This window comes from Shewanella sp. SW32 (assembly GCF_025653365.1).
In the GTDB taxonomy this organism is placed as follows: Bacteria; Pseudomonadota; Gammaproteobacteria; order Enterobacterales; family Shewanellaceae; genus Shewanella; species Shewanella oncorhynchi.
Genome location: NZ_JAKKSJ010000016.1, coordinates 59,723 through 81,714, shown reverse-complemented (window position 1 = coordinate 81,714; position 21,992 = coordinate 59,723). Strand labels below are relative to the sequence as shown.

Below are 21,992 nucleotides of genomic sequence, written 5' to 3'. Positions count from 1 at the left end.
TTAGTTAGGACAAGTCGCAATGACCCCACTGTTTGTCACTAAAATCGTCACGTCGTCCTTACCTGCAGTAGCAGCATAGGTTGCCACTTGAGTCTGCATTTCAACCGTGGCAGCCGCGGCCATACCATCCGTTGATTCCTTTTCTTTAGGATCAACAATCGAACTGTGGTGACCTTTAGCGAAACGCACAACGCCATGACCTTTGCTCGTGCTATCGGCACAAGGTAGCCCGATGGCAGCGATCAGCGGCTCAGTGCCCGATAATGGGAAGTTATCGACGCGATTAGGCAGCACTTGATCTGCTAAGTTACCGTTACCATCACCCGCCACTTCAATTAAGTGAACAGGTAAGCCTGTCGCTTTTAACATAGCAGCATGGTTAACAGGATCTGCAGAATCTACCGCTGTTTGAACCGCAAAGGCAAACGTCGGAATAAATTGGGCATATACCCCCTGCACCAGTGCCGCATATTCAGGGCTACCAGGCTCATAACCTGCTGTATTAGCCGCATCGACCTGTGCTTGGAAAGTTGCAGATGCCGTAATATTACTAAACAGTACTGGGCCAAAGGTTGCAGAACCTGCGAATGATCCTGCTAATCCACCTGCTGGCGCAACTAAGGATACAGCATTGATAGCATAAGCATTTGGCAAGGCATCGCCGGTTGCTGGATTCTTCATACCTGTGCTGGCATAGGTCGCAAAATCAGTGCCCACAATGGCGCCTAAACTCAGACCTTGAGCACTGATTTTAGTCACATCAAATACTTGCGGCTGACCTGCTTGTGCTAAGCCCTGTGCTAAGCCCGTAAGAGCAAGACGCACCCCTAAATGGTCCATCGTCGCTTGACGGAAGTTATCTCGCACCGACAAAGTGCTAGAAATATTCACAAACACCAACGGGTTACCATTTTTAAAGGCATCCGGTTTACCGACAACTGCACCGAAGGCAGGATCTGTCGCAGAGACTTCATAAATCCCATCACCGTTAGCATCGAATGAACGCGCACCGTGAAGTGGCATATCAATAGCAACAGTTGCAACCCCCATTGCCGCATACGTGCCGGCATAGGCCAATGACATTTCTTTACCGCCACCTAAACCGTGAAGGGCAATTGTTGTTGGCCAACCAGATGTAGGAGGAATAAACTCACGACCTTGCTGTTGATAAAAAGCGGCCAATTTCGTTGCATTGGGCATAGAAATCAGTACAGATACTGTTTCATAACCTTTGATTGCTGGAATAGGATTGAATTTAGTCAGATGTTTGGTTTTATCAACTGCCGTACCATCGTCTAAAACCCATGTTTTACCCGCCATTAACGAGGGATTGGCTAAAGCATCAGCAGGGTTGGCAATACCATTAGCCACCGCTTGCATACCAAAATTATTCTGGCTGAGTGTGCCCGCTTGCAGGGCTAGTAGCACAGATACAGGGCTATCACCTTGGGCTTTCCAATGACCATTAATTAATGGTTTACCTTCAGCGGATAAACAACCAACTGAAGAACAATCACCGTAAATAGGCAGTTTAATTTTTGCCGTATACACATCAGCCAAGTTTGCGGCAACATAGGCAGCTCCAGCAGCTGGTGTTAAGCCCGCCACTTGAGCCACAGTCAATCCAGTCGGTGTTGGCATCTGGGCAAAGCTTGGTGCATAGGGAGCACCCTTCGCCATCAGCAATTTGGTGGTTTCATAGACGTTAGCAACAGACTGAGTTGTAAATAAGCCAGAGTAACTGATGGTTAAAGGATCGACCTTATGGGCCGCAGCAATCCCTTTCTCATAACTATTCACTAAGGTTTGCAGCATCAATTGATCTGGCGTTTCTAAAGGTAACGTATTGATATCCAGCTTCAACAAACCATAGGTCGTTGAAGGAGCGATACCACGACCTTCAGAATCTTGAATAAGATTCGTTGTCGCATAAATATAAGATTGCCCAGCTTTGAGTGGCTTAAGCGGTATTATCACCACTTTTTTGCCCGAAGCGGTTGATATAAAGTCAACGCCAAACTGCAACTCAGCGCCCACTTTACAGGCTGAAACTGACGGTTTAGCCTTACATTCGGGATCAGACGATAATGCGCCGCCTACTGTGGCTTCAAACATTCTGACAGCACCCGGTTGTGCAACTGATGCCGCCATTAAGGTCAGCGGTGTACCGTCATGTTTTTTCGCCAAATCGATATCAATAGAAATCGGTGATGTTGTGGACCACCCATCTAACGCCCCAAGCGCTATTTGTGGATCAACATAATTGCCCGAGCTTTCACCCGGAATTGATAATGTGCCATCTTTGGTGCCACTGAACAGCAAATCATTCGGTAATGGAACTTTTGAATTAGCAGGGTCGAACACCATGTGCGATTCAGGGATGAGCACTTCTGTCTTATCCTTGAGTTCATTAAAACTGTCCTCACCACATCCTGTGAGGCCCAGTGCAGATGCAATCGCAACACCCAAAATGAGTCTTTTCATCTTTTTTCCCCAAATCTTGTTGTAATAGTTTTGTTTTCCCCAAGAAATTAGTCACAATAGCTTTTAGATCTGTGACCAATAGGGCTTATGTTAGCCCCTAACTCATTTCAAGTTAACGTAAAAATATTGAGTTAGCCACAAGTTTGTCACAAAGATTTTAGCTATTGATAACAAAGTTTCATTCATTTGTTTGAAACATGCGTTTATCACTTCGGCGACTCTAGAAGTGGCGGGCATTCTCGCCAAGAGGAAAAAGAGACTCATGTTGGAATATCAAGCAGCAAAAGATTTACTCAAGGGCAAGACGATTTTAGTCACAGGCGCTGGTGCTGGCATAGGCCGTACCGCCGCCATTGAGTTTGCAAAACACGGCGCCACTGTGATTTTACTTGGTAAAACAGTGAAAAAATTGGAAGCAGTTTACGACGTAATAGAGCAAGCTGGTTATCCCAAACCTGCCATAGTGCCATTGGATCTTAAGGGCGCAACGGAACAAAATTATCGCGATATGGCCGATACCATAGCCGAGCAATTCGATCATTTAGACGGCTTATTACATAACGCTAGCTTGCTCGGCGCCTTAGGCCCGTTTGAACACATAGATATTCCATCACTCGAAGACGTGCTAAAAGTGAACGTCACGGCCCAAGTCATGCTAACTAAAGCATTACTACCTGTGATGCGCCAAGCACCCAGTGCATCTATTATCTTTACGTCGAGCAGTGTGGGTCGTCAAGGCCGCGCCTATTGGGGACCTTATGCTTTCTCTAAGTTTGCCACCGAAGGCATGATGCAAGTTCTCGCCCATGAATGCGATGGCACCTCAGTTCGAGTTAACAGCATCAATCCAGGAGCTACCCGCACTGAGATGCGCGCTAAAGCCTACCCTGCAGAGAATCCACTGGATCTCAAAACCGCTGAAGAGATCATGCCGACCTATCTCTATTTGATGGGTCAAGATTCTAGTGCCGTCAACGGACAGCAGTTTAACGCACAGTAATCGAATCGCTTATTGAGTTTCTGCCGGTATGATTCAGCAATATTAAAGGGCCTATTTATGGCTCTTTATTATTTTAGATATTCTCAAAATGAAACCCGAACTTGTCGATGACATTAAGTACAACAAAGATAGCGCACCGCCAATCTTAGCTTAACTGAATTTTTGCAAAATAAATCATCGTTTTAGCTTTGGCGACTCTGTTTGATTCATCAAGCGAATTTTGCGTATCCAGCTGTGAGTCAGCTAACTCATGGCTGGAGTAATAACTTACCCACAACTCATTTCCGTCAATCACAACGCCCGCATAACTGGTATCGCCCTTCGATGGCAGCGTCAATAACTCTTGAACCACGCCAGTATCTGGATGAATTTGAACTAAAGCCGTTCGAACTTGTTCATCGTATAAACGCACCACAGCCAACAAACGGGATTGGTACATCAACATCACTGGCCCACCAATGCGCTTATCGAGTTCTTGCCATTGCCAATCGGTGAATGGCATTTGACTGCGGCCGAGTAAACCGACAAATTCTGGGCCCATACGGGATCGCGCCTCAATAGACAAAAGCCGTTTTCTTGATGAAAAACAATGGCAGTTTCGTTGACATAACCTTGATTATTAAACACCTTTAACCAAGTCTCAAACTGCACCCCATCATCACTTTTATACAAGCGGGTATCGCCATCAGGCCCAGCGCGATAACCCACGCCATAGAGTGCATTTTGATGCTCGGTTAAGCGCCATAACCAATAGCCTTTATCAGCGACTTTTAACGCATCCGACCACGCTAGCCCATTGGCTGAGCGCCAAAGATGTGATTGTAAGCCAGACTTATCGTGTAAAGTCCCGCCGCCGAGTAAGAGTAATTCCCCTTGATACTCAATCAGTTTGCCATCGCGTAAATCCGCCTCATCCGAACGGATCAGCGCCACGCTCTGCCAAGTGTCGCCTAAATCCGCTGAGCGTAGAATTCGTAGCGCACCATCGGGTGACACATGGGCAGTCCCTTCACGGAAAACGCAAAACAGTGCCCCCTGAAACGTGATTAAATCGGTAAACGCATTATGGGCAGCGTGTTCCCAAATCCGTTTCACTGAAATTAGCTTCATCCATTCACTCCTCAATCCAACTGAGACTTGTTATAACATAGCTGCAAATAACAGAAAGCAAAAAGGCCGCTTAGCGGCCTTTTTCATTGGGATAAAACAACTTAGCTGCGCTGACGCGATGGCTTAGGTTTCCCCGATCCGGTCACTTTATGCTTACGTACGGCGCGGCGAATTTTAGCACTCTTCACCTGAGCACGGGCTACGCTGTGTTTATCAGCGGCGAGCATAGTACGAGTTTCGGGCTCAAGACCCGCCAGCTTACGCAAGTAGTTAACTTGCTCTACTGGCAATTCAACCCAGCCACCGCGAGGCAGTGATTTTGGCAGTTCGACCATACCATAACGAATACGGATCAAACGACTCACCTGTACTTCTTGGGATTCCCACAAACGGCGCACTTCACGGTTGCGACCTTCGCGTAAACACACATGCCACCACTGGTTCATGCCTTCGCCGCCCGCTGGTTTGATGCTATCAAACTGCGCAGGGCCGTCTTCTAACATGACGCCAGTACGTAAACGTTGCACTGTCGCCTCAGGGATTTCACCAAAGGTACGCACTGCGTATTCGCGGTCGACTTCGTTCGATGGATGCATTAAACGGTTCGCCAACTCACCATCTGACGTAAACAACAATAAGCCTGAGGTGTTAATGTCTAAACGACCAACCGCTACCCAGCGTGAATCACGCACTTTAGGTAAGCGATCGAATACCGTTGGACGGCCTTCAGGATCTTTACGACTACAAATTTCGCCTTCAGGTTTATGATATGCCAGCACACGGCAAATCACATCTTCGGCAGACTTTAACGAAATGGCTCTGCCATCGATACGTACTTTAGCATCAGCTTCAATACGATCCCCAAGGCTAGCAATTTCACCATCAATACTAACTCGGCCTGCAGCAATCCATGCCTCCATCTCACGACGGGAGCCATGGCCTGCACGGGCCAAGACTTTCTGCAATTTTTCACTCATTAGTATTTTGCTCTTCTGACTGTTCTGGCGATGATTTCAAACCTGAAAAAACCGCCTGCAATGACTCAGTATCCGACAGCGGCGGTAAATCCGCTAAGGTATCTAAGCCAAAATATGCTAAAAATTCTAAGGTAGTGGCATATAACGCGGGTCGCCCCGGTACTTCTTTATGGCCAACTACTTTAATCCAATGTCTATCTGACAAACTTTTTATGATATGGCTACTTATAGCCACACCGCGCACCTGTTCAATATCGCCACGAGTCACAGGTTGACGATAGGCAATTACCGCCAAGGTTTCTAATGTCGCACGCGAATATTTAGGCGCCTTTTCTTGCCACAGGGGTTGCAAAAAAGGACTCAAGACTTCTAAGGTCTGGAAGCGATAACCTCCAGCGACTTTCACAAGTTGCACACCTCTGTCTTGATAATCCTGCTGCAGCTCATCCAATGCAGCTTTTATTTTGTCTCTGGAAACCGTGAAATCCACCAATACAGTGTCTTTCAACATTTTCGCCGACAAGGGTTTCCCCAATACAAACAAACTCGCTTCAATAAGCTGTTTTAATTGAGTAGGATTTATCTGCATCAATTAATAGGCCTTAACGTAAATAGTTGAAAACGGCTCTGTTTGGTACAATTCGACCAATAATTCTTTGACTAATTCCATCAAAGCTAAGAAGGTGACTACCACGCCGGCACGGCCTTCTTCTAGGGTAAATAAACGTTCAAATGCCGTAAAATCTTCCGAGTTCAACATGGCTAAAATCTGGCTCATGCGCTCACGAGTCGATAACTGTTCACGCTTAACATGATGATCTTCATAGGCATCGATACGTTTGAGTACATCACCAAAGGCGCGGGCAATTTCAAACAACGAAACTTCTGGCGGGATCATTAACGGCTTAATGTCGGGTGCTGCCACTGCTTTGGCTTGAAATACATCCCGCTCGAGCCGCGGTAAATCATCGAGTTTTTGCGACGCTTCTTTAATCACTTCATAGGCTTTAAGCTGCCGAATAAGCTGTGCCCGTGGATCTTCCTCAACCTCATCTTCGGCCACCATACGCGGCAGCAGCAAACGGGATTTAATCTCGGCAAGCGTTGCCGCCATCACTAAGTAATCGGCAGCAAGTTCAATTCGAGCCTGAGTCAGCAACGTAATATACTCTAAATACTGCGCGGTGATTTGCTGAATGGGTAAATCGACAACGTCTAATTTTTGCTTACGGATCAAATATAAAAGTAAATCCAATGGGCCTTCAAAGGACTCAAGGAATACTTCTAATGCCTCTGGCGGAATAAACAAATCCAGCGGCATTTCGGTCATTGCCTGACCACGAATAACGGCTAAGGGTAAACTTTGTTGCGTGCCCTGCATCCGCTATCTTGCTCCGTTAACGCTGCGCAACCCAACTTAGGCTAACGCCAAACGCGCGATTATACCTGTAAATCTGCGGCGATAAAACTGCCAAATGTTCACTGCCGCTCGCCGCATCGCTCACTCGCATCCACTACAGATAAATCTATTGCGCTGGATTTAGAGAAAAGGCGTGATATCACCCGCGCCTTCACGCAAAATTTCGGCGCCATCTTCAGACATATCAATCACAGTCGTTGGCTTTTCGCCTAAATAACCACCGTGGATAATCACATCCACTTGATGCTCGAGCAAATCGCGAATTTGTTCAGGATCAGACTCGGCAAATTCTGCATTTGGCATCACTAAACTAGTCGACATCAGCGGCGCATCTAAGGCTTCGAGCAACGCTAGTGCGATCACATTGTCGGGCACGCGAATACCTATGGTCTTTTTCTTGTCATTTTGTAAGCGACGCGGTACTTCTTTAGTCGCTTTGAAAATGAACGTATAAGGCCCAGGCGTGCAGCTTTTTAGGATGCGATACGCCTGATTATCCACTTTAGCGTAAGTCGCAAGCTCGGATAAATCGCGGCACATCAAGGAAAAGTTATGATCGTTCTCAATTTGACGAATTCTCGCCATCCGCGTCATAGCGTCTTTCTCACCAATCAAGCAGCCTAAGGCATAGCCCGAATCGGTGGGATAAACAATCACACCGCCGCTTTTCAATACGGCAACCGCCTGACTAATAAGCCGCGTTTGCGGATTTACTTCATGTACATAAAAAAACTGACTCATGGTCGTTCCATCCAAGATTCCGATTGCCAGACCCAATCAATACCTTGGGGCTGATACAGATTTTTACCTAATTCTATCCAATTGCTCGGAAAGTGAAAATCACTCCCTATCGATGCAAGCAACTGGTTTTGGACACTCAGCGCCACAAGATTGGCCCTGTCGTCTAATGTTTGCTGGCCAAGCACCACTTCCATGGCATCTCCACCGGCTTCTTTAAATTCACGCACTAAGCGCTTAAGCCACTTAGCCGATAACTTATAACCACTGGGGTGCGCCAACACGGCTAACCCACCTGCGTTATGGATGATATCAATGGCACTGGCCATATCACCCCAATTATTAGGCACATAACCGGTTTTACCGCGTGCAAGGTAGCGTTTAAAGACGCTGGGCATATCCACAGCATGACCATTTTCAGCCATCCAGCGAGCGTAATGTCCACGGCTCAATGCCGCATCACCCGCCAACGCCTTAGCACCTTCGTAGGCACCTTCAATGCCAGCTTTAGCTAATCTATGGCCAATTTCTTGAGCCCGTAATTCACGTAATTCACGCTGGTTTTCTAAAAATGCTAATAACGCTGGATTATCAGCATCGAAGTTAAGCGCCACTATGTGGATATCGTAACTGTTCCAGCGAGTAGAGATTTCCACGCCAGAAATCAATTTCAATGGAGTAGCTTGAGCCTGATTAAAGGCACGGGCTTCAGGTAAACCAGCCACTGTGTCATGATCGGTAATGGCAAATAACTGCACACCCTTTTCAAGAGCTCTTGCCACCAATTCAGACGGCGTTAACTGACCATCGGACGCGGTCGTGTGGCTATGTAGATCAGCCAATATGCTTTGAGTATTCATGGCGCTATTGTACGCGAACTTGTTAACAAATGCGCTGCTATCTCGCATTTTGTGGCTGTGTGACTTAAATTTTCTGCGTCATTAAAGTGAATAAATCGCAGAAAATGAAAAATATTCAATTGACATTCAGCTCCAGCTAAGGTTTTCTATACACCAATTACTGAATTAGCGAGACCCTTTTGAATGACACACATTAACGCTTCATTAAACATCATTTGGTGGTGGCACTTCCCAACGTAGCGGGTGGTGTGAAGCTCTGTGCTCATTTGAAAGTGACCAGAATCAACAAGAAGCCCGCAGAAATGCGGGCTTTTTTGTTAGGTGCGAAAAATGTCGGCAGACTCGGGTAAAAAATTAAGAAAGCGAGATAACTCATGATGTTAAAGACATTTTATAAGGTAGCTGGAATATGAACATGCCCAAACAGACATTCGCACGCTCAAGCACACTCAAGGCGGCATTAACCTACCACAGCGATCCACTACGCTTATATCAGCACATCACCCAAGATGCGCCCCATACTATGTTGCTCGAATCGGCCGAAATCGACAGTAAAGATCACTTAAAAAGCATGGTAATGACCCATGCCGCCATGATGATCCGCTGTGACGGTTATCAGCTAACCTTCACCGCACTGACCGGCAATGGCGCGAGCTTACTTGCTCCCATCGCGCTCTTTTTCAGTACTGCTGTCAATGTCGCCAGAGATAACTTGACCTTAGTGATCACACTGCAAAAAGACACTCAGCTGCAGGATGAAGATGCACGCTTAAAATCGACCTCGCCACTCGATGGTCTACGGATGTTTATACAGCAGATTGGTTGTGACGCCCATACTGACAGCCAGACCAAGCCCGCCTTTGAGGATCTGTTTTTAGGTGGCGTGCTGGCCTACGACTTGATTGATACTGTCGAACCACTGCCTGCCGTACCGAACCGCGATAACGATTGTCCAGACTACTTATTTTACCTCGCCGAAACCTTAATCCTTATCGATCATAAACTGAAACAAGCCGACATCATTACCCATAACTTCAGTCACGATTCAGCTCAATATGCCGCCATCACCGCAGCGCTAAGCGAGCGAGTTCAGCAGTTAAGCACACAATGTAAAACTCTGGGTAATTCACCTGCCGATATACCGACACTGGTCGCCATCGACGCAACTGAGCAAGTCAATATTTCCGATGAGGTGTTCAAACAAACCATTATCGATTTGAAAGAACACATTATTGCGGGCGATATTTTCCAAGTAGTGCCATCCCGTAGCTTTAGTTTGCCTTGCCCGAATACTTTAGGGGCTTATCGTGCCCTGCGCCTGACTAACCCTAGCCCTTACATGTTTTATTTCAGAGGCCAAGATTTCACGCTGTTTGGCGCCTCACCAGAAAGTGCGCTCAAATTTGATGCCAGCAGTAATCAGGTAGAAGTCTACCCGATTGCCGGCACCCGCAAACGCGGTAAAACCGCCACGGGCGAGATTGATTTTGACTTAGACAGCCGTATTGAACTTGAACTGCGTTTAGATAAAAAAGAACTGTCGGAACACTTAATGCTGGTCGATTTAGCTCGCAACGATATCGCACGCATCAGCCAAAGCGGCAGCCGCAAAGTCGCCGAACTATTAAAAGTTGACCGTTATTCCCATGTGATGCACCTCGTCAGCCGTGTAACGGGTCAACTGCGTCAAGATTTAGATGCCCTGCATGCTTATCAGGCCTGTATGAATATGGGCACATTAGTGGGCGCACCAAAAGTACGTGCATCACAACTGGTACGCCAAGCAGAAAAAGCCCGTCGCGGCAGCTATGGCGGCGCTGTGGGTTACCTTAATGCCCTTGGTGACATGGACACTTGCATCGTGATCCGCTCCGCCTTTGTCAAAAATGGCACCGCCTTTATTCAAGCGGGCGCTGGCGTGGTATTTGATTCTGATCCACAAAGCGAAGCAGATGAAACCCGTCAAAAAGCCCAAGCCGTGATTTCGGCCATCAAGATGGGCGCTGGACTGCTAGCAAATGAATCGTCAGCTCAATCCACTTCAGCACAATCCTCTTCAGTGCAATATAAATAGGAGCCAAACATGAAACTCTATCTACTCGATAACTTTGACTCCTTTACCTATAACTTAGTGGATCAATTTCGCAGCCTTGGCTGTGAAGTGGTGATTTACCGCAACGATGTTGCCGCCGATTATATAGCTGAAAAACTGCTTAACGAACAAGAGCCTGCAGCCCTCGTGTTATCACCAGGACCAGGTGCGCCCCATGAGGCAGGTTCTATGATGGCACTTATCGCCAAAGTTGCGGGTAAGGTGCCTATGCTGGGTATCTGCCTTGGGCATCAAGCTATGGTGGAATATTATGGCGGCACAGTGGCACGCGCACCTTTTGTGGTACACGGCAAGGCAAGCCCCACTTTCCATGACGGTACTGGCGTATTTGCTGGTTTGCCTTCTCCCCTGCCCGTTGCCCGTTATCACAGTCTCGTCGCCACTCAAGTACCGGATTGCTTGCAAGTGATCGCAACCACTGACGCTATGCCGATGGCAATTTTGCACCCGCAGCATAGAGCCGTTGGGTTTCAGTTCCACCCAGAATCGATTCTGACGACGTTGGGCAGCACACTGCTCATTCAAACCTTGGCATTTCTGACCCAAGACATGACAGCAGGAGTAAATGCATGAGTACAAACCATATTCAGCCTTTACTCGATGTTTTATACCAAGGTAAGAGTTTAAGTCGCGAGCACACCGCCGAACTTTTTGGCGCGTTAATTCGCGGTGAAATGAGTGAAGCCACTATGGCAGGCATGTTAGTCGCGCTCAAGATGCGCGGCGAAACCATAGATGAGATCAGCGGCGCCGCCGATGCCATGCGCGCCGCCGCCAAGACGTTTCCCTACTCGAATGGCGATAACCTTAGCAATGGCATCGTTGACATAGTTGGCACCGGTGGCGATGGCTTTAATACCATTAATATTTCCACCACTGCGGCCTTTGTTGCCGCGGCGGCGGGCGCCAAGGTCGCCAAACACGGCAATCGTAGCGTGTCGAGTAAATCGGGTTCATCGGATCTATTGGCGCAGTTTGGCATTGACTTAACCATGTCACCAGACACCGCCAGTCGTTGCCTCGACGCATTGAACCTGTGCTTTTTATTTGCGCCCCACTACCACGGCGGAGTAAAACATGCGGGGTCGGTCAGGCAAGCACTGAAAACGCGCACCTTATTCAATGTGTTAGGGCCACTTATCAATCCTGCCCGCCCCGAATTTATGTTACTTGGCGTTTATAGCCCTGAGTTAGTCTTACCGATAGCGAAAGTATTAAAGGCGCTTGGCACAAAACGCGCTATGGTAGTGCACGGCAGTGGTTTAGATGAAGTCGCGCTGCACGGCAACACCCAAGTGGCCGAATTAAAAGACGGCGACATCATAGAGTATCAACTCACGCCCGCCGATTTAGGTGTGCCTTTAGCACAAATCAGTGACTTAGAAGGCGGCGAACCCGCGCAGAATGCCTTGATCACCGAGGCAATTTTAAAAGGTTACGGCACAGATGCGCATGCCAATGCGGTCGCCATTAATGCAGGTTGTGCTTTATATGTGTGTGGGATTGCTGATTCAGTGAAAACAGGAACCTTACTTGCGCTCAGTACCATACAAAGCGGTAAAGCCTTTGAATTACTAAGCCAATTAGCTAAAGTCAGCAGTGAAACAAAGGAATAAGTGGCAATGACTCAAGAACTGATAACAAATAGCCAAGATATGAGAACTCAGCCACAGGCAGAAACAAACCCTATGCCAAAAAGTAATGTGTTAACCCGTATAGTCGACACCAAAGCTGCCCATATTGCCGCCCTGAAGCTGCGTTTCCCCGAGGCCAGTCTGTCGCCAAAAATCTCTGACCGCAGTTTATTTGCCGCACTCAAGGCGCCCAAGGCGGGTTACATTTTAGAATGTAAAAAAGCCAGCCCGTCCAAAGGGCTTATCCGCGATGTGTTTGATGTAGAAGCCATTGCCGATATTTACGGAAAATATGCGGCGGGCATTTCGGTATTAACCGACGAGCAGTTTTTCCAAGGGGATATGGACTATATCCCTAAGGTGCGCGCTCGGGTGAACCAACCTATTCTGTGCAAAGATTTTTTTGTCGATGAATACCAAATTAAACTCGCCGCCCACCAAGGTGCCGATGCCATTCTGTTAATGCTATCCGTACTCGATGATGCGCAATATCACCGCCTAGCGAAAGAAGCCGCTAAGTATCAACTCGATGTGCTGACCGAAGTCAGTAACGAAGAAGAACTTAAACGCGCCATCGCATTAGATGCGCCGATTATCGGGATCAATAACCGTAACTTAAGGGATTTGAGTACCGATCTCGCCACCACAGAAACGCTGGCGCCACATATTGGCAGCGACCGCGTGGTGATCAGCGAATCAGGCATCTACAACAATCAGCAAGTACGCCGCCTGAGTCCACTGGTTGATGGTTTCCTCGTCGGCAGCTCAATTATGGCCGAGGCTGATATCGACTTAGCCTGCCGTAAATTGATCTTCGGTCACAATAAAGTCTGCGGCCTCACCCGCATGGAAGATATTCGCGCCGCAGCAACAGCAGGCGCCGTCTATGCCGGGCTGATTTTTGCCGAAAAATCCCCGCGCGCGTTAACCCTTAACGCCGCTGAACAATTGCTCAGGGAATATCGCGCATCCGCGGCTCCCGCCATTGAATTCGTCGGCGTGTTTGTTAATGCCGCGCCAAGCACCATTACGGATACCGCAGCCTGTTTGCAGTTATCTGCCGTACAGCTGCACGGCACAGAAACTGAACTTGAAATAGCACAGCTCGCCGAGCGACTTGAGCAAGCGGGACTCACCACCCAAATTTGGAAAGCCGTCAGCGTCGATGCGCAAACGGGTGAACTTGGCAACTTGCCTCTGGGAGCACAGCGTTATCTCTTTGATAGTAAAACGGCAGACCAATTTGGCGGCTCAGGCCAAGCCTTTAATTGGCAAAGCATTGATGTGAAATCCCTATGCCCACAAAAAGCCCATGCCATGTTGGCTGGCGGACTCAACGCCGACAATGCGGCCAGTGCCAATACCCAAGGATTTTACGGTTTAGATTTTAATTCTGGCCTAGAAACCGCCGCAGGAATTAAATCGGCGCAACTGATCCAAACGGCTTTTGCCCATTTACGTCTCTAGCCTATCGCGCTAAGCAAGAAGCCCTAGATGCTGTTGGTGCAGGACAAGAGTGATGCTCAACAAACAATATGAACCTATTAATGCCAGTGGCCAAATAGATAACGATGCGGTTAACCCCAAGACGCTGTTAGCACCATCAAGCCACTGACAAACTGATTGATAAGATAAGGAAAAAGGTATGTCAAAGTTAAAGCTTAACCCTTATTTCGGCGAATACGGCGGCATGTATGTGCCACAGATTTTAGTGCCAGCCCTTAAGCAATTAGAAACTGCCTTTGTGGAAGCGCAGGAAGATGAAGACTTTAAAGCCGAGTTTACCGATTTATTGAAAAACTATGCGGGTCGCCCAACAGCACTGACCTTAACCCGCAATTTAAGCCCAAATCCTATGGTGAAAATCTACCTTAAACGGGAAGATTTACTCCACGGCGGCGCCCATAAAACCAACCAAGTGTTAGGCCAAGCCCTGCTGGCTAAGCGCATGGGTAAAAAAGAAATTATTGCCGAAACCGGTGCAGGACAACACGGCGTTGCCACCGCCCTTGCCTGCGCGCTATTAGGCTTAAAATGTAAAGTCTATATGGGCGCGAAAGACGTTGCGCGCCAATCACCTAACGTATTTAGAATGCGTTTGATGGGTGCGGAAGTGATCCCTGTCACCTCAGGTTCTGCCACCCTAAAAGATGCCTGTAACGAGGCGATGCGCGACTGGTCTGGCAGCTACGAAAAGGCCCACTATCTCCTAGGCACAGCCGCGGGGCCACATCCGTTCCCAACCATAGTGCGTGAATTCCAACGCATTATTGGCGAAGAAACCAAGAAGCAAATGCTGGAACGTGAAGGTCGACTGCCCGATGCTGTTATCGCTTGTGTTGGCGGCGGTTCCAACGCTATCGGCATGTTTGCTGACTTTATCGACGAACCAAGTGTCGAACTGATTGGCGTCGAACCTGCGGGTAAAGGCATAGACACGCCAATGCACGGCGCGCCGCTTAAACACGGTAAGACTGGTATTTTCTTCGGCATGAAAGCGCCTTTGATGCAAGACAGCGAAGGGCAAATCGAAGAATCTTACTCGATTTCAGCCGGATTGGACTTCCCCTCCGTTGGCCCGCAGCACGCGCATCTTAATGCCACAGGCCGCGCCCGTTATGAATCAGCTACCGACGATGAAGCCTTAGAAGCCTTCCAACAACTGGCGCGCTGTGAAGGGATTATCCCCGCATTAGAATCGGCGCATGCTATCGCCTATGCCGTCAAAATGGCGCGCGAGTGCACCAAAGAAACCATTTTAGTGGTCAATCTTTCCGGTCGTGGCGACAAAGATATTTTCACCGTTTCTGACATTTTGAATGGTAAAGAGGAATAATAAACATGAGTGACACGTCTACCAACACTGGCCGTTACCAAGCCACCTTTGCCAGACTCAACGCCGAAGGCCGTGGCGCTTTTGTCCCCTTCGTCACCCTTGGTGATCCTAGCCCTGAGTTATCGCTAAAAATTATCGATACCTTAGTGCAAAACGGTGCCGATGCCTTAGAACTGGGCTTTCCGTTTTCCGATCCCTTGGCCGATGGCCCTGTGATCCAAGGCGCTAACCTGCGTTCTTTAGCCGCTGGCACAACTCCAACGGCGTGTTTTGAATTACTGGCGCAAGTGCGCGCTAAATATCCTGAACTTCCAATCGGTTTGCTGCTGTATGCGAACTTGGTGTTTGCTAACGGCATAGATGCGTTTTACGCCAAAGCGCAGCAAGCGGGTGTGGATTCAGTACTTATCGCCGATGTTCCAGTGGAAGAATCAGCGCCCTTTAGCGAAGCCGCTAAAGCCCATGGTATTGCGCCGATTTTTATCGCGCCGCCCAATGCTGACAGTGAAACCCTGGAGCAAGTGAGTAAAAGTGGTGAAGGTTACACCTATCTCTTATCCCGCGCAGGAGTCACAGGCACAGACACGAAAGCTGGCGTGCCGGTAGAGGAAATTTTATCTAAATTAAAAACCTTTAACGCCCCACCACCGCTCCTCGGTTTTGGTATTGCCGAGCCTTCACAGGTAAGCGCCGCCATCAAAGCGGGCGCTGCAGGGGCAATTTCTGGCTCTGCCGTCGTGAAAATCATCGAAACCCACCAGCACGATGAAGCTAAGCTACTGGCGACACTTGGCGATTTTACTCGCGCTATGAAGGCTGCAACCTAAGCGAGTCTTGATTTAACTAATCCAATATAAATCAAGAATTCAATTACAAATAAAATAAGTGAGGTAGACTCATCGCCTCGCTTATTTTGTTTATATTTACCAAGCTCTATGTTTATTCAGCCTTTATCTCCCTCAAACATAATCTATCAAGGCAATACTGACACTCACCCAGTACTACACTGACAGCGTATTTATTTAGTCACAGTTCCTCGATAGAATGCCCTATCGAAGAAAAACGGACTTTTTATGCAGTATCGGATCTATATTCTCGAATTAACGCCTTGGGGCTGTGGTTTTGAAGGTGAAGTTGCAGGTAAATGCGATAATGGTGCGCCAATTTGGTTTTACTACCAAGGTAGCGATCAGCAGGCCGAAATTCGCTTTCCGGTTAACCAATGGGTCACAGTTGAATTGCTTGGCCGATTAGCAAGTGCCAGTCTTCAAGCTGATATGATTAAACAAACGCCACACCAGCATCTGAAATTCCCGCTGCATAACTGTCACTTTGAAGCTTCAGGACAAATCATCGACATCAGCCAAACACCCGAAGATACAATTTACCTGTTGCAATCAAACCTACCGCTCCCCTTTGATAATGAACTTGGGAAATCCCCTATCTCGCTAGGCCATTGGGTCAATGTAACAGGCGAGCTTTGGGTAACAAATTGGATGAATTGAGTCGATAAAAAAAGGTATAGTGCTAGCCTGTAACAAATCATTCGCCTGATACATATCCATTAGAGGATCCGATGACCATTTCTAAATCTTTACCCGATGACAAACCTCGTACTTTTTTGGGGACACCCAAATTACCGGCAAAGTATGCCACTGTGGTGATGCCATTTTTTCTCTCTATTCTCATGAGTTGTATCGTTTCTGGGATCAGCACTTTCAATGGCGTTGGCGCTTCACCGCAATTTCTCGAACTCTGGCTCGGCGCTTGGCTGATCTCATGGGTTGTCGCCTTTCCGACACTGCTGATGGTGTTACCTTTGGTGCGTAAAATCACAGCTCATTTTGTCGATTTACGCTAGTTTTACGACTTAATCTTCCGATTTAACTATTTTATTTCAAAGCCGTTTTAGGACGGCTTTATCTTGAACTCCTTCTCTTATGCGTACAGCGACTAAAAATTACATCGATAATTGCTCGATCTGTTACCCTGCCCATATTCACTTAAACTAAAACAGTACGACCTACACCATACCAATCGTATTAAATCAAAGCGCTCATTGAGCCTCCTGTCCACGCTTTACAATGGATTTACACTGACCGTTTAGCGGCACCTATGTTTATTGTATAAGGATGACATGACTCCCACCTAAATCAATTTTCCTCTGCTCTCGAACCAACTCAAGCATTAATGTAACCCACTGTATTTATATCTTTTATAAAAATAGAGCTCGTAAAACCCTAAATGATATATCCCCAAAACGCTGCCTAATTATCACCCCTTTATCATTTACTTATTTGTACCATTAACCGTATCCGCCCCCCTTATTTATCAGTTAAAAGTATTAACCTACAGCCCACCCAAATGAGAATGGTTTGCATTTGAATATTTTCACATGCTAATTTACCTACCGTTGTCGGGACAGAGACAGCAGGAAATGGCCTAAGGACTGAGCTAAAAATAGCGAGTTGATCAACGCAAGATAAATAGCCAAACAGTCTATTTTGATAACCGCATTCACTTTGGTTTGTGTCCTTAGGTAACTGATTACTGGATCGGCAACGCGCAGTAGCATGTTGCCAAGGAGGCGTAAGTGAGTACACAGCAAAGGGAAATGGATCGCGAAATCTTTGATCTACTTGGCATAGGCATTGGCCCATTCAATCTTGGCCTCGCCGCCTTATCAGAACCTATTGACGGCTTTAACTGCTTATTTTTAGATGCTAAAACCAGTTTTGACTGGCATCCAGGCATGCTACTCAAATCCTCAAGATTGCAAACACCCTTTATGTCGGATCTGGTGACTATGGCCGATCCCACCAGCCGCTACAGCTACCTTAATTTTGCCAAGCAAACGGGCAGACTTTATCCCTTTTATATTCGTGAGAATTTCTTTTTACCCCGCCACGAATACAACTTGTATTGCCAATGGGTGAGCCAACAACTCAGCAACCTTAAATTTGGTTTTAAGGTCACTCAAGTGGATTACAACGCAGGTGAAAGTATTTATCGAGTTACAGGTTTTGATAGGCGCAGTGGTAAAACCCATACCTATCAATGCCGAAAGCTAGTGCTAGGCACTGGCACTGGCACTGGCACTGAACCTTATCTACCAAAGGATTGCCCAATCCAAGATGCACGGGTCATGCATACCGCCAGTTATATGCAGCAAAAAACCTACCTGCAGAGTCAGAGTGCCATCACAGTAATTGGTAGTGGCCAGAGTGCGGCGGAAGTGTTTTACGATCTACTACAAGATATTGATACCTATGGTTATCAACTCAATTGGATGACACGATCAGCGCGTTTTTATCCCTTGGAATATACCAAGCTTACTTTAGAGATGACCTCGCCAGATTATGTCGATTACTTCCACGAGTTGACCCCTAATCAAAGATGCTCACTGATAGCCAGCCAGAAACAGCTCTACAAAGGGATAAATTCTGAGCTGATAAACGACATTTACGATTTGTTATATCAAAAGCGCCTATTGGCCGATTTTCAATGCCGACTGATGACGAATGCGGCGCTGACTCATATCGAGCCCCAAGCCAATATGCTCAAGTTGCATTTCCACCACAATGAAAAAAATCACACCTTTGAGCAAGAAACGGGCGCCGTCATTTTAGGCACAGGTTACCACTATCGTTTACCCGAGTTTATCAGTGGTATTAAACAACAAGTCGAATTCGATGACGCCGGACAACTTAGCGTGCAGCGTGATTACAGCATAGATATTCGAGGGGATATTTTTGTCCAGAATGTCGGTTTGCATACCCATGGGATAAGCTCTCCAGATCTGGGTATGGGCTGTTATCGCAACGGCACCATCTTAAAAGCCGTGCTCGGTTATGCGCCCTACCACATTGAGGAACATATCGCGTTTCAAACCTTCGATCCGGCCAAACTTGCCAGTCATCAGCCCTGCGGCGTCAATGCAATTAACACGCAGGATCTTAATCCAAGACATTTTCCTAAGGCGCCGCACAGAAAAACTCAAGTTGATGCACCACAAACTATCCCTCCAACCAAGATTCCAAGTTCTGGCGCAAGTTCAACCGTGAGTTCAGGCGCGGGAACCAATATGCCGGTCTTAATGGCGCCGAACCAGGAGGCATAATAATGGCAAGCCAATTTAGCAACCATTGTTTAACGCAACTATGTTTAACGCAACTATCCGCTATTTCGAGCATTAATGGTTTCCAGTTCAGAGCGTTAGACCTTACACAAGACATTCCAACACTACAGTCTTGGTTTAACCAAGATTACGCCAAGTTTTGGGGTATGCAGGGCTTGAACCTTGATGCCATAAAAAATCTGTTAGCAACAACAGAACACAAGTTTGCCTTGATAGGTGAATGGCAGGCCAAAGCACTATTTATGGTGGAGCTCTACGATCCCGTCCACGATGAAGTCGGTCAGCACTATCGTGTTGCGCCGGGTGATTGTGGTATGCATCTCATTATCGCGCCGCCAGATGGCAAACCCGTCAGCGGCTTATCCTTGAAGGTGATGGATGCGATAGCGCAGCTCGTGCTTGAAAAACTGGCCTTTAATCGCCTCGTGGTTGAACCCGATCAACTCAATAGCAAAATTCATCGCTTAAATAGCCTGATAGGCATTCGCTATGAAAAAGCGATTCAATTAAGCACTAAAACTGCTTTGCTCGGATTTTGCACTGCGGCCCAGCGCCTTCGACCATCGAGCACGCCCTCTTTGACGAGTCTAGCCCAAACAACCTCAGCCCTGCCAAGCTCAGATCAGTCAATGCCTGCTCTGCCAAACTTAGCAGAACAATACTTAGCAAGCCCAACCCTAGCAAAGTCAAGCTCGCTCACAGCACCAGTAGCCTCTCCCATAACATTATCGACTCTTCAGGTGAATTAGATGAACTTACCCACAAAAGCCTTATTAATGAACCCATTGCCAACGCAAGATCATCATGACCAAGCAGTACATGCTCAACAAAGCTCGGCGCTGTCGACAACATCGACTTCTATGCCAGAGCATTTAACCCCCGCCTATTGGCAAGCTGCTAATCGTCATTTAGTGAAGAAAATCCTCTGCGAATTCACCCACGAGAAGCTCATTACGCCGACCCTGTACGGGCAAAAAACGGGGCTCAATCACTATGAACTCAGGCTCAAAGACAGCACTTATTATTTTAGTGCACGACATTATCAGCTCGATCATCTCGCGATTGATGCCGATACCATCCGCGTTTCACTTGCAGGACAAGAGCAAATCCTTGATGCGATGTCGCTGATCATTTCCCTTAAAAATGACTTAGGGATCAGCGAAACCTTACTACCAACCTATTTAGAAGAAATCACCAGCACCCTTTACAGCAAGGCGTACAAGTTAGCGCATCAGGCGATCCCCGCCGCCACGCTGGCGCGAGCTGATTATCAGAGCATAGAAGCGGGTATGACAGAAGGCCATCCGGTGTTTATTGCCAATAATGGCCGGATTGGTTTTGATATGCAGGATTACCGTCAATTTGCCCCAGAAAGCGCGATGCCGATGCAGTTAGTCTGGCTTGGAGTCCGCAAAAACAAAACCACGTTTGCCGCCCTCGAAAATTTGAGTCACGACGCGTTACTCAAGGAGGAACTTGGCCAGCAGTTCACTGACTTCCAACAACGTCTTAAAACCCAGCAGCATGATCCACAGGACTTCTACTTTATGCCAGTGCATCCTTGGCAGTGGCGTGAAAAAATCGCCCGCGTCTTTGCCGGCGACATAGCCCGCGGCGATCTGGTTTATCTTGGTGAAGGCAATGAGCAATACCAAGTGCAGCAATCGATACGCACTTTCTTCAATCTTGCATCACCGCAAAAGTGCTACGTCAAAACCGCGCTTTCTATCCTTAATATGGGCTTTATGCGTGGTCTATCGCCCCTTTACATGAGCTGCACACCGCAGATCAATGCTTGGGTTGCAAACTTGGTTGAAAACGATCCTTACTTTGCCCAACAAGGCTTTGTGATCCTCAAAGAAATTGCCGCAATAGGTTATCACCACACCTATTACGAGCAGGCACTCACCCAAGATAGCGCCTACAAAAAAATGCTCTCTGCCCTGTGGCGCGAAAGCCCACTCCCACACATTGCGCCTAAGCAAAATCTGATGACCATGGCAGCGCTACTGCATACTGATCATGAAGATAAGGCCCTTATTGCCGCCTTGATAGCCGCCTCAGGCTTACCAGCAAAGGATTGGGTCAGTCGCTACTTAAACCTGTATTTATCGCCGCTGTTACATGCCTTTTTTGCCTACGATCTGGTCTTTATGCCCCATGGTGAAAACCTGATCTTAGTGCTCGATGAATATGTGCCAGTCAAGATTTTGATGAAAGACATAGGCGAAGAAGTCGCGGTACTCAATGGCATGAAGCCACTACCTGATGATGTAAAACGCCTTGCGGTGAGCCTTGAAGAAGAGATGAAGCTTAACTACATCTTACTGGATATTTTTGACTGTATTTTCCGCTATTTAGCACCGCTGCTCGATGAGCAAACCAGTGTCAGTGAAAGCCAATTCTGGGAGTTAGTGGCGGACAATGTACGTGATTACCAAGCCCAGCATCCACATTTGGCCGACAAGTTTGCCCAATACGATCTGTTTAAGGACAGCTTTGTACGTACGTGCCTCAATCGTATCCAATTGAATAATAACCAACAAATGATAGACCTCGCCGACAGGGAGAAAAACCTGCGTTTCGCCGGTGGCATCGACAATCCCTTGGCGGCCTTTAGACAAAGCCATGCCTTTAAGCGCCCTATGCTTAGCAGCGCTGAGCAAAAGGCACGTTAACACA

The 21,992-nt window shown here is 47.4% G+C and carries 18 protein-coding genes, 1 pseudogene and 1 other annotated feature; of the genes and pseudogenes, 12 read left to right on the top strand and 7 right to left on the bottom strand.

Annotation, left to right across the window (positions count from 1 at the left end):
* Positions 1-2,484, bottom strand: coding sequence for a VolA/Pla-1 family phospholipase (locus tag L5M28_RS11440; RefSeq protein ID WP_219234377.1), 2,484 nt, complete (start codon positions 2,482-2,484; stop codon positions 1-3).
* Positions 2,485-2,746: 262 nt separating this feature from the next.
* On the opposite strand from L5M28_RS11440, the gene L5M28_RS11435 reads away from it, so the two are divergent.
* Positions 2,747-3,484, top strand: coding sequence for a YciK family oxidoreductase (locus tag L5M28_RS11435; RefSeq protein ID WP_105252124.1), 738 nt, complete (start codon positions 2,747-2,749; stop codon positions 3,482-3,484).
* A gap of 145 nt (positions 3,485-3,629) precedes the next feature.
* Here L5M28_RS11435 and L5M28_RS11430 read toward each other — a convergent pair.
* From L5M28_RS11430 to rnm, 6 genes and pseudogenes are all read right to left on the bottom strand, one after another.
* Positions 3,630-4,594, bottom strand: a pseudogene (locus L5M28_RS11430) (exo-alpha-sialidase).
* A 101-nt stretch (positions 4,595-4,695) separates the two neighbouring features.
* The gene (gene rluB, locus L5M28_RS11425; RefSeq protein ID WP_028760991.1) at positions 4,696-5,571 is read right to left on the bottom strand and encodes a 23S rRNA pseudouridine(2605) synthase RluB; all 876 of its coding nucleotides are present in this window, start codon (positions 5,569-5,571) and stop codon (positions 4,696-4,698) included.
* Positions 5,564-6,160 carry an SMC-Scp complex subunit ScpB gene (scpB, locus tag L5M28_RS11420; RefSeq protein WP_198572804.1) on the bottom strand — a complete coding sequence of 199 codons (597 nt, stop codon included), beginning with the start codon at positions 6,158-6,160 and terminating at the stop codon, positions 5,564-5,566. Before scpB ends, rluB begins: the two co-directional genes overlap by 8 nt.
* A 3-nt stretch (positions 6,161-6,163) precedes the next feature.
* A complete protein-coding gene (locus L5M28_RS11415; protein WP_105252121.1) occupies positions 6,164-6,952 on the bottom strand; it encodes a segregation and condensation protein A in 789 nt (262 codons plus the stop codon).
* 159 nt (positions 6,953-7,111) lie between these two features.
* Entirely contained in the window at positions 7,112-7,732 is a 621-nt protein-coding gene (locus tag L5M28_RS11410) for an L-threonylcarbamoyladenylate synthase (protein ID WP_028760994.1), read from the bottom strand.
* The gene (gene rnm, locus L5M28_RS11405; protein ID WP_105253095.1) at positions 7,729-8,589 is read right to left on the bottom strand and encodes an RNase RNM; all 861 of its coding nucleotides are present in this window, start codon (positions 8,587-8,589) and stop codon (positions 7,729-7,731) included. Before rnm ends, L5M28_RS11410 begins: the two co-directional genes overlap by 4 nt.
* Before the next feature lie 210 nt (positions 8,590-8,799).
* Positions 8,800-8,907: a sequence feature (Trp leader region), on the top strand.
* A gap of 97 nt (positions 8,908-9,004) precedes the next feature.
* On the opposite strand from rnm, the gene L5M28_RS11400 reads away from it, so the two are divergent.
* The 11 genes from L5M28_RS11400 (at position 9,005) to L5M28_RS11350 (ending at position 21,988) form a co-directional block, all read left to right on the top strand.
* Complete coding sequence (locus L5M28_RS11400; protein ID WP_263203391.1) at positions 9,005-10,663, top strand: anthranilate synthase component 1; 1,659 nt, start codon at positions 9,005-9,007, stop codon at positions 10,661-10,663.
* Positions 10,664-10,672: 9 nt separating this feature from the next.
* The gene (locus L5M28_RS11395) at positions 10,673-11,275 is read left to right on the top strand and encodes an aminodeoxychorismate/anthranilate synthase component II (protein WP_263166032.1); all 603 of its coding nucleotides are present in this window, start codon (positions 10,673-10,675) and stop codon (positions 11,273-11,275) included.
* Positions 11,272-12,318 carry an anthranilate phosphoribosyltransferase gene (trpD, locus tag L5M28_RS11390; RefSeq protein ID WP_263192220.1) on the top strand — a complete coding sequence of 349 codons (1,047 nt, stop codon included), beginning with the start codon at positions 11,272-11,274 and terminating at the stop codon, positions 12,316-12,318. The genes L5M28_RS11395 and trpD overlap by 4 nt, the downstream gene beginning before the upstream one ends.
* A 6-nt stretch (positions 12,319-12,324) precedes the next feature.
* Positions 12,325-13,803: a bifunctional indole-3-glycerol-phosphate synthase TrpC/phosphoribosylanthranilate isomerase TrpF gene (gene trpCF / locus L5M28_RS11385; protein WP_263203375.1), complete on the top strand. Its 1,479-nt coding sequence runs from the start codon at positions 12,325-12,327 to the stop codon at positions 13,801-13,803.
* 178 nt (positions 13,804-13,981) lie between these two features.
* On the top strand, positions 13,982-15,172 hold the full coding sequence (gene trpB / locus L5M28_RS11380; protein ID WP_105252117.1) for a tryptophan synthase subunit beta: 1,191 nt from the start codon (positions 13,982-13,984) through the stop codon (positions 15,170-15,172).
* 5 nt (positions 15,173-15,177) lie between these two features.
* Positions 15,178-15,999, top strand: a complete 822-nt coding sequence (gene trpA, locus L5M28_RS11375) for a tryptophan synthase subunit alpha (protein ID WP_263139047.1) — start codon at positions 15,178-15,180, stop codon at positions 15,997-15,999.
* 246 nt (positions 16,000-16,245) lie between these two features.
* A complete protein-coding gene (locus L5M28_RS11370) occupies positions 16,246-16,677 on the top strand; it encodes a glycerate kinase (RefSeq protein ID WP_105252115.1) in 432 nt (143 codons plus the stop codon).
* Positions 16,678-16,748: 71 nt separating this feature from the next.
* A complete protein-coding gene (locus tag L5M28_RS11365) occupies positions 16,749-17,033 on the top strand; it encodes a DUF2798 domain-containing protein (RefSeq protein WP_212600684.1) in 285 nt (94 codons plus the stop codon).
* A 732-nt stretch (positions 17,034-17,765) separates the two neighbouring features.
* A complete protein-coding gene (locus L5M28_RS11360; protein ID WP_263203373.1) occupies positions 17,766-19,292 on the top strand; it encodes a lysine N(6)-hydroxylase/L-ornithine N(5)-oxygenase family protein in 1,527 nt (508 codons plus the stop codon).
* Positions 19,293-19,294: 2 nt separating this feature from the next.
* The gene (locus L5M28_RS11355; protein ID WP_263203371.1) at positions 19,295-20,059 is read left to right on the top strand and encodes a GNAT family N-acetyltransferase; all 765 of its coding nucleotides are present in this window, start codon (positions 19,295-19,297) and stop codon (positions 20,057-20,059) included.
* Positions 20,060-21,988, top strand: coding sequence for an IucA/IucC family protein (locus L5M28_RS11350; RefSeq protein ID WP_263203370.1), 1,929 nt, complete (start codon positions 20,060-20,062; stop codon positions 21,986-21,988).
* The last annotated feature ends 4 nt before the right edge of the window (positions 21,989-21,992 follow it).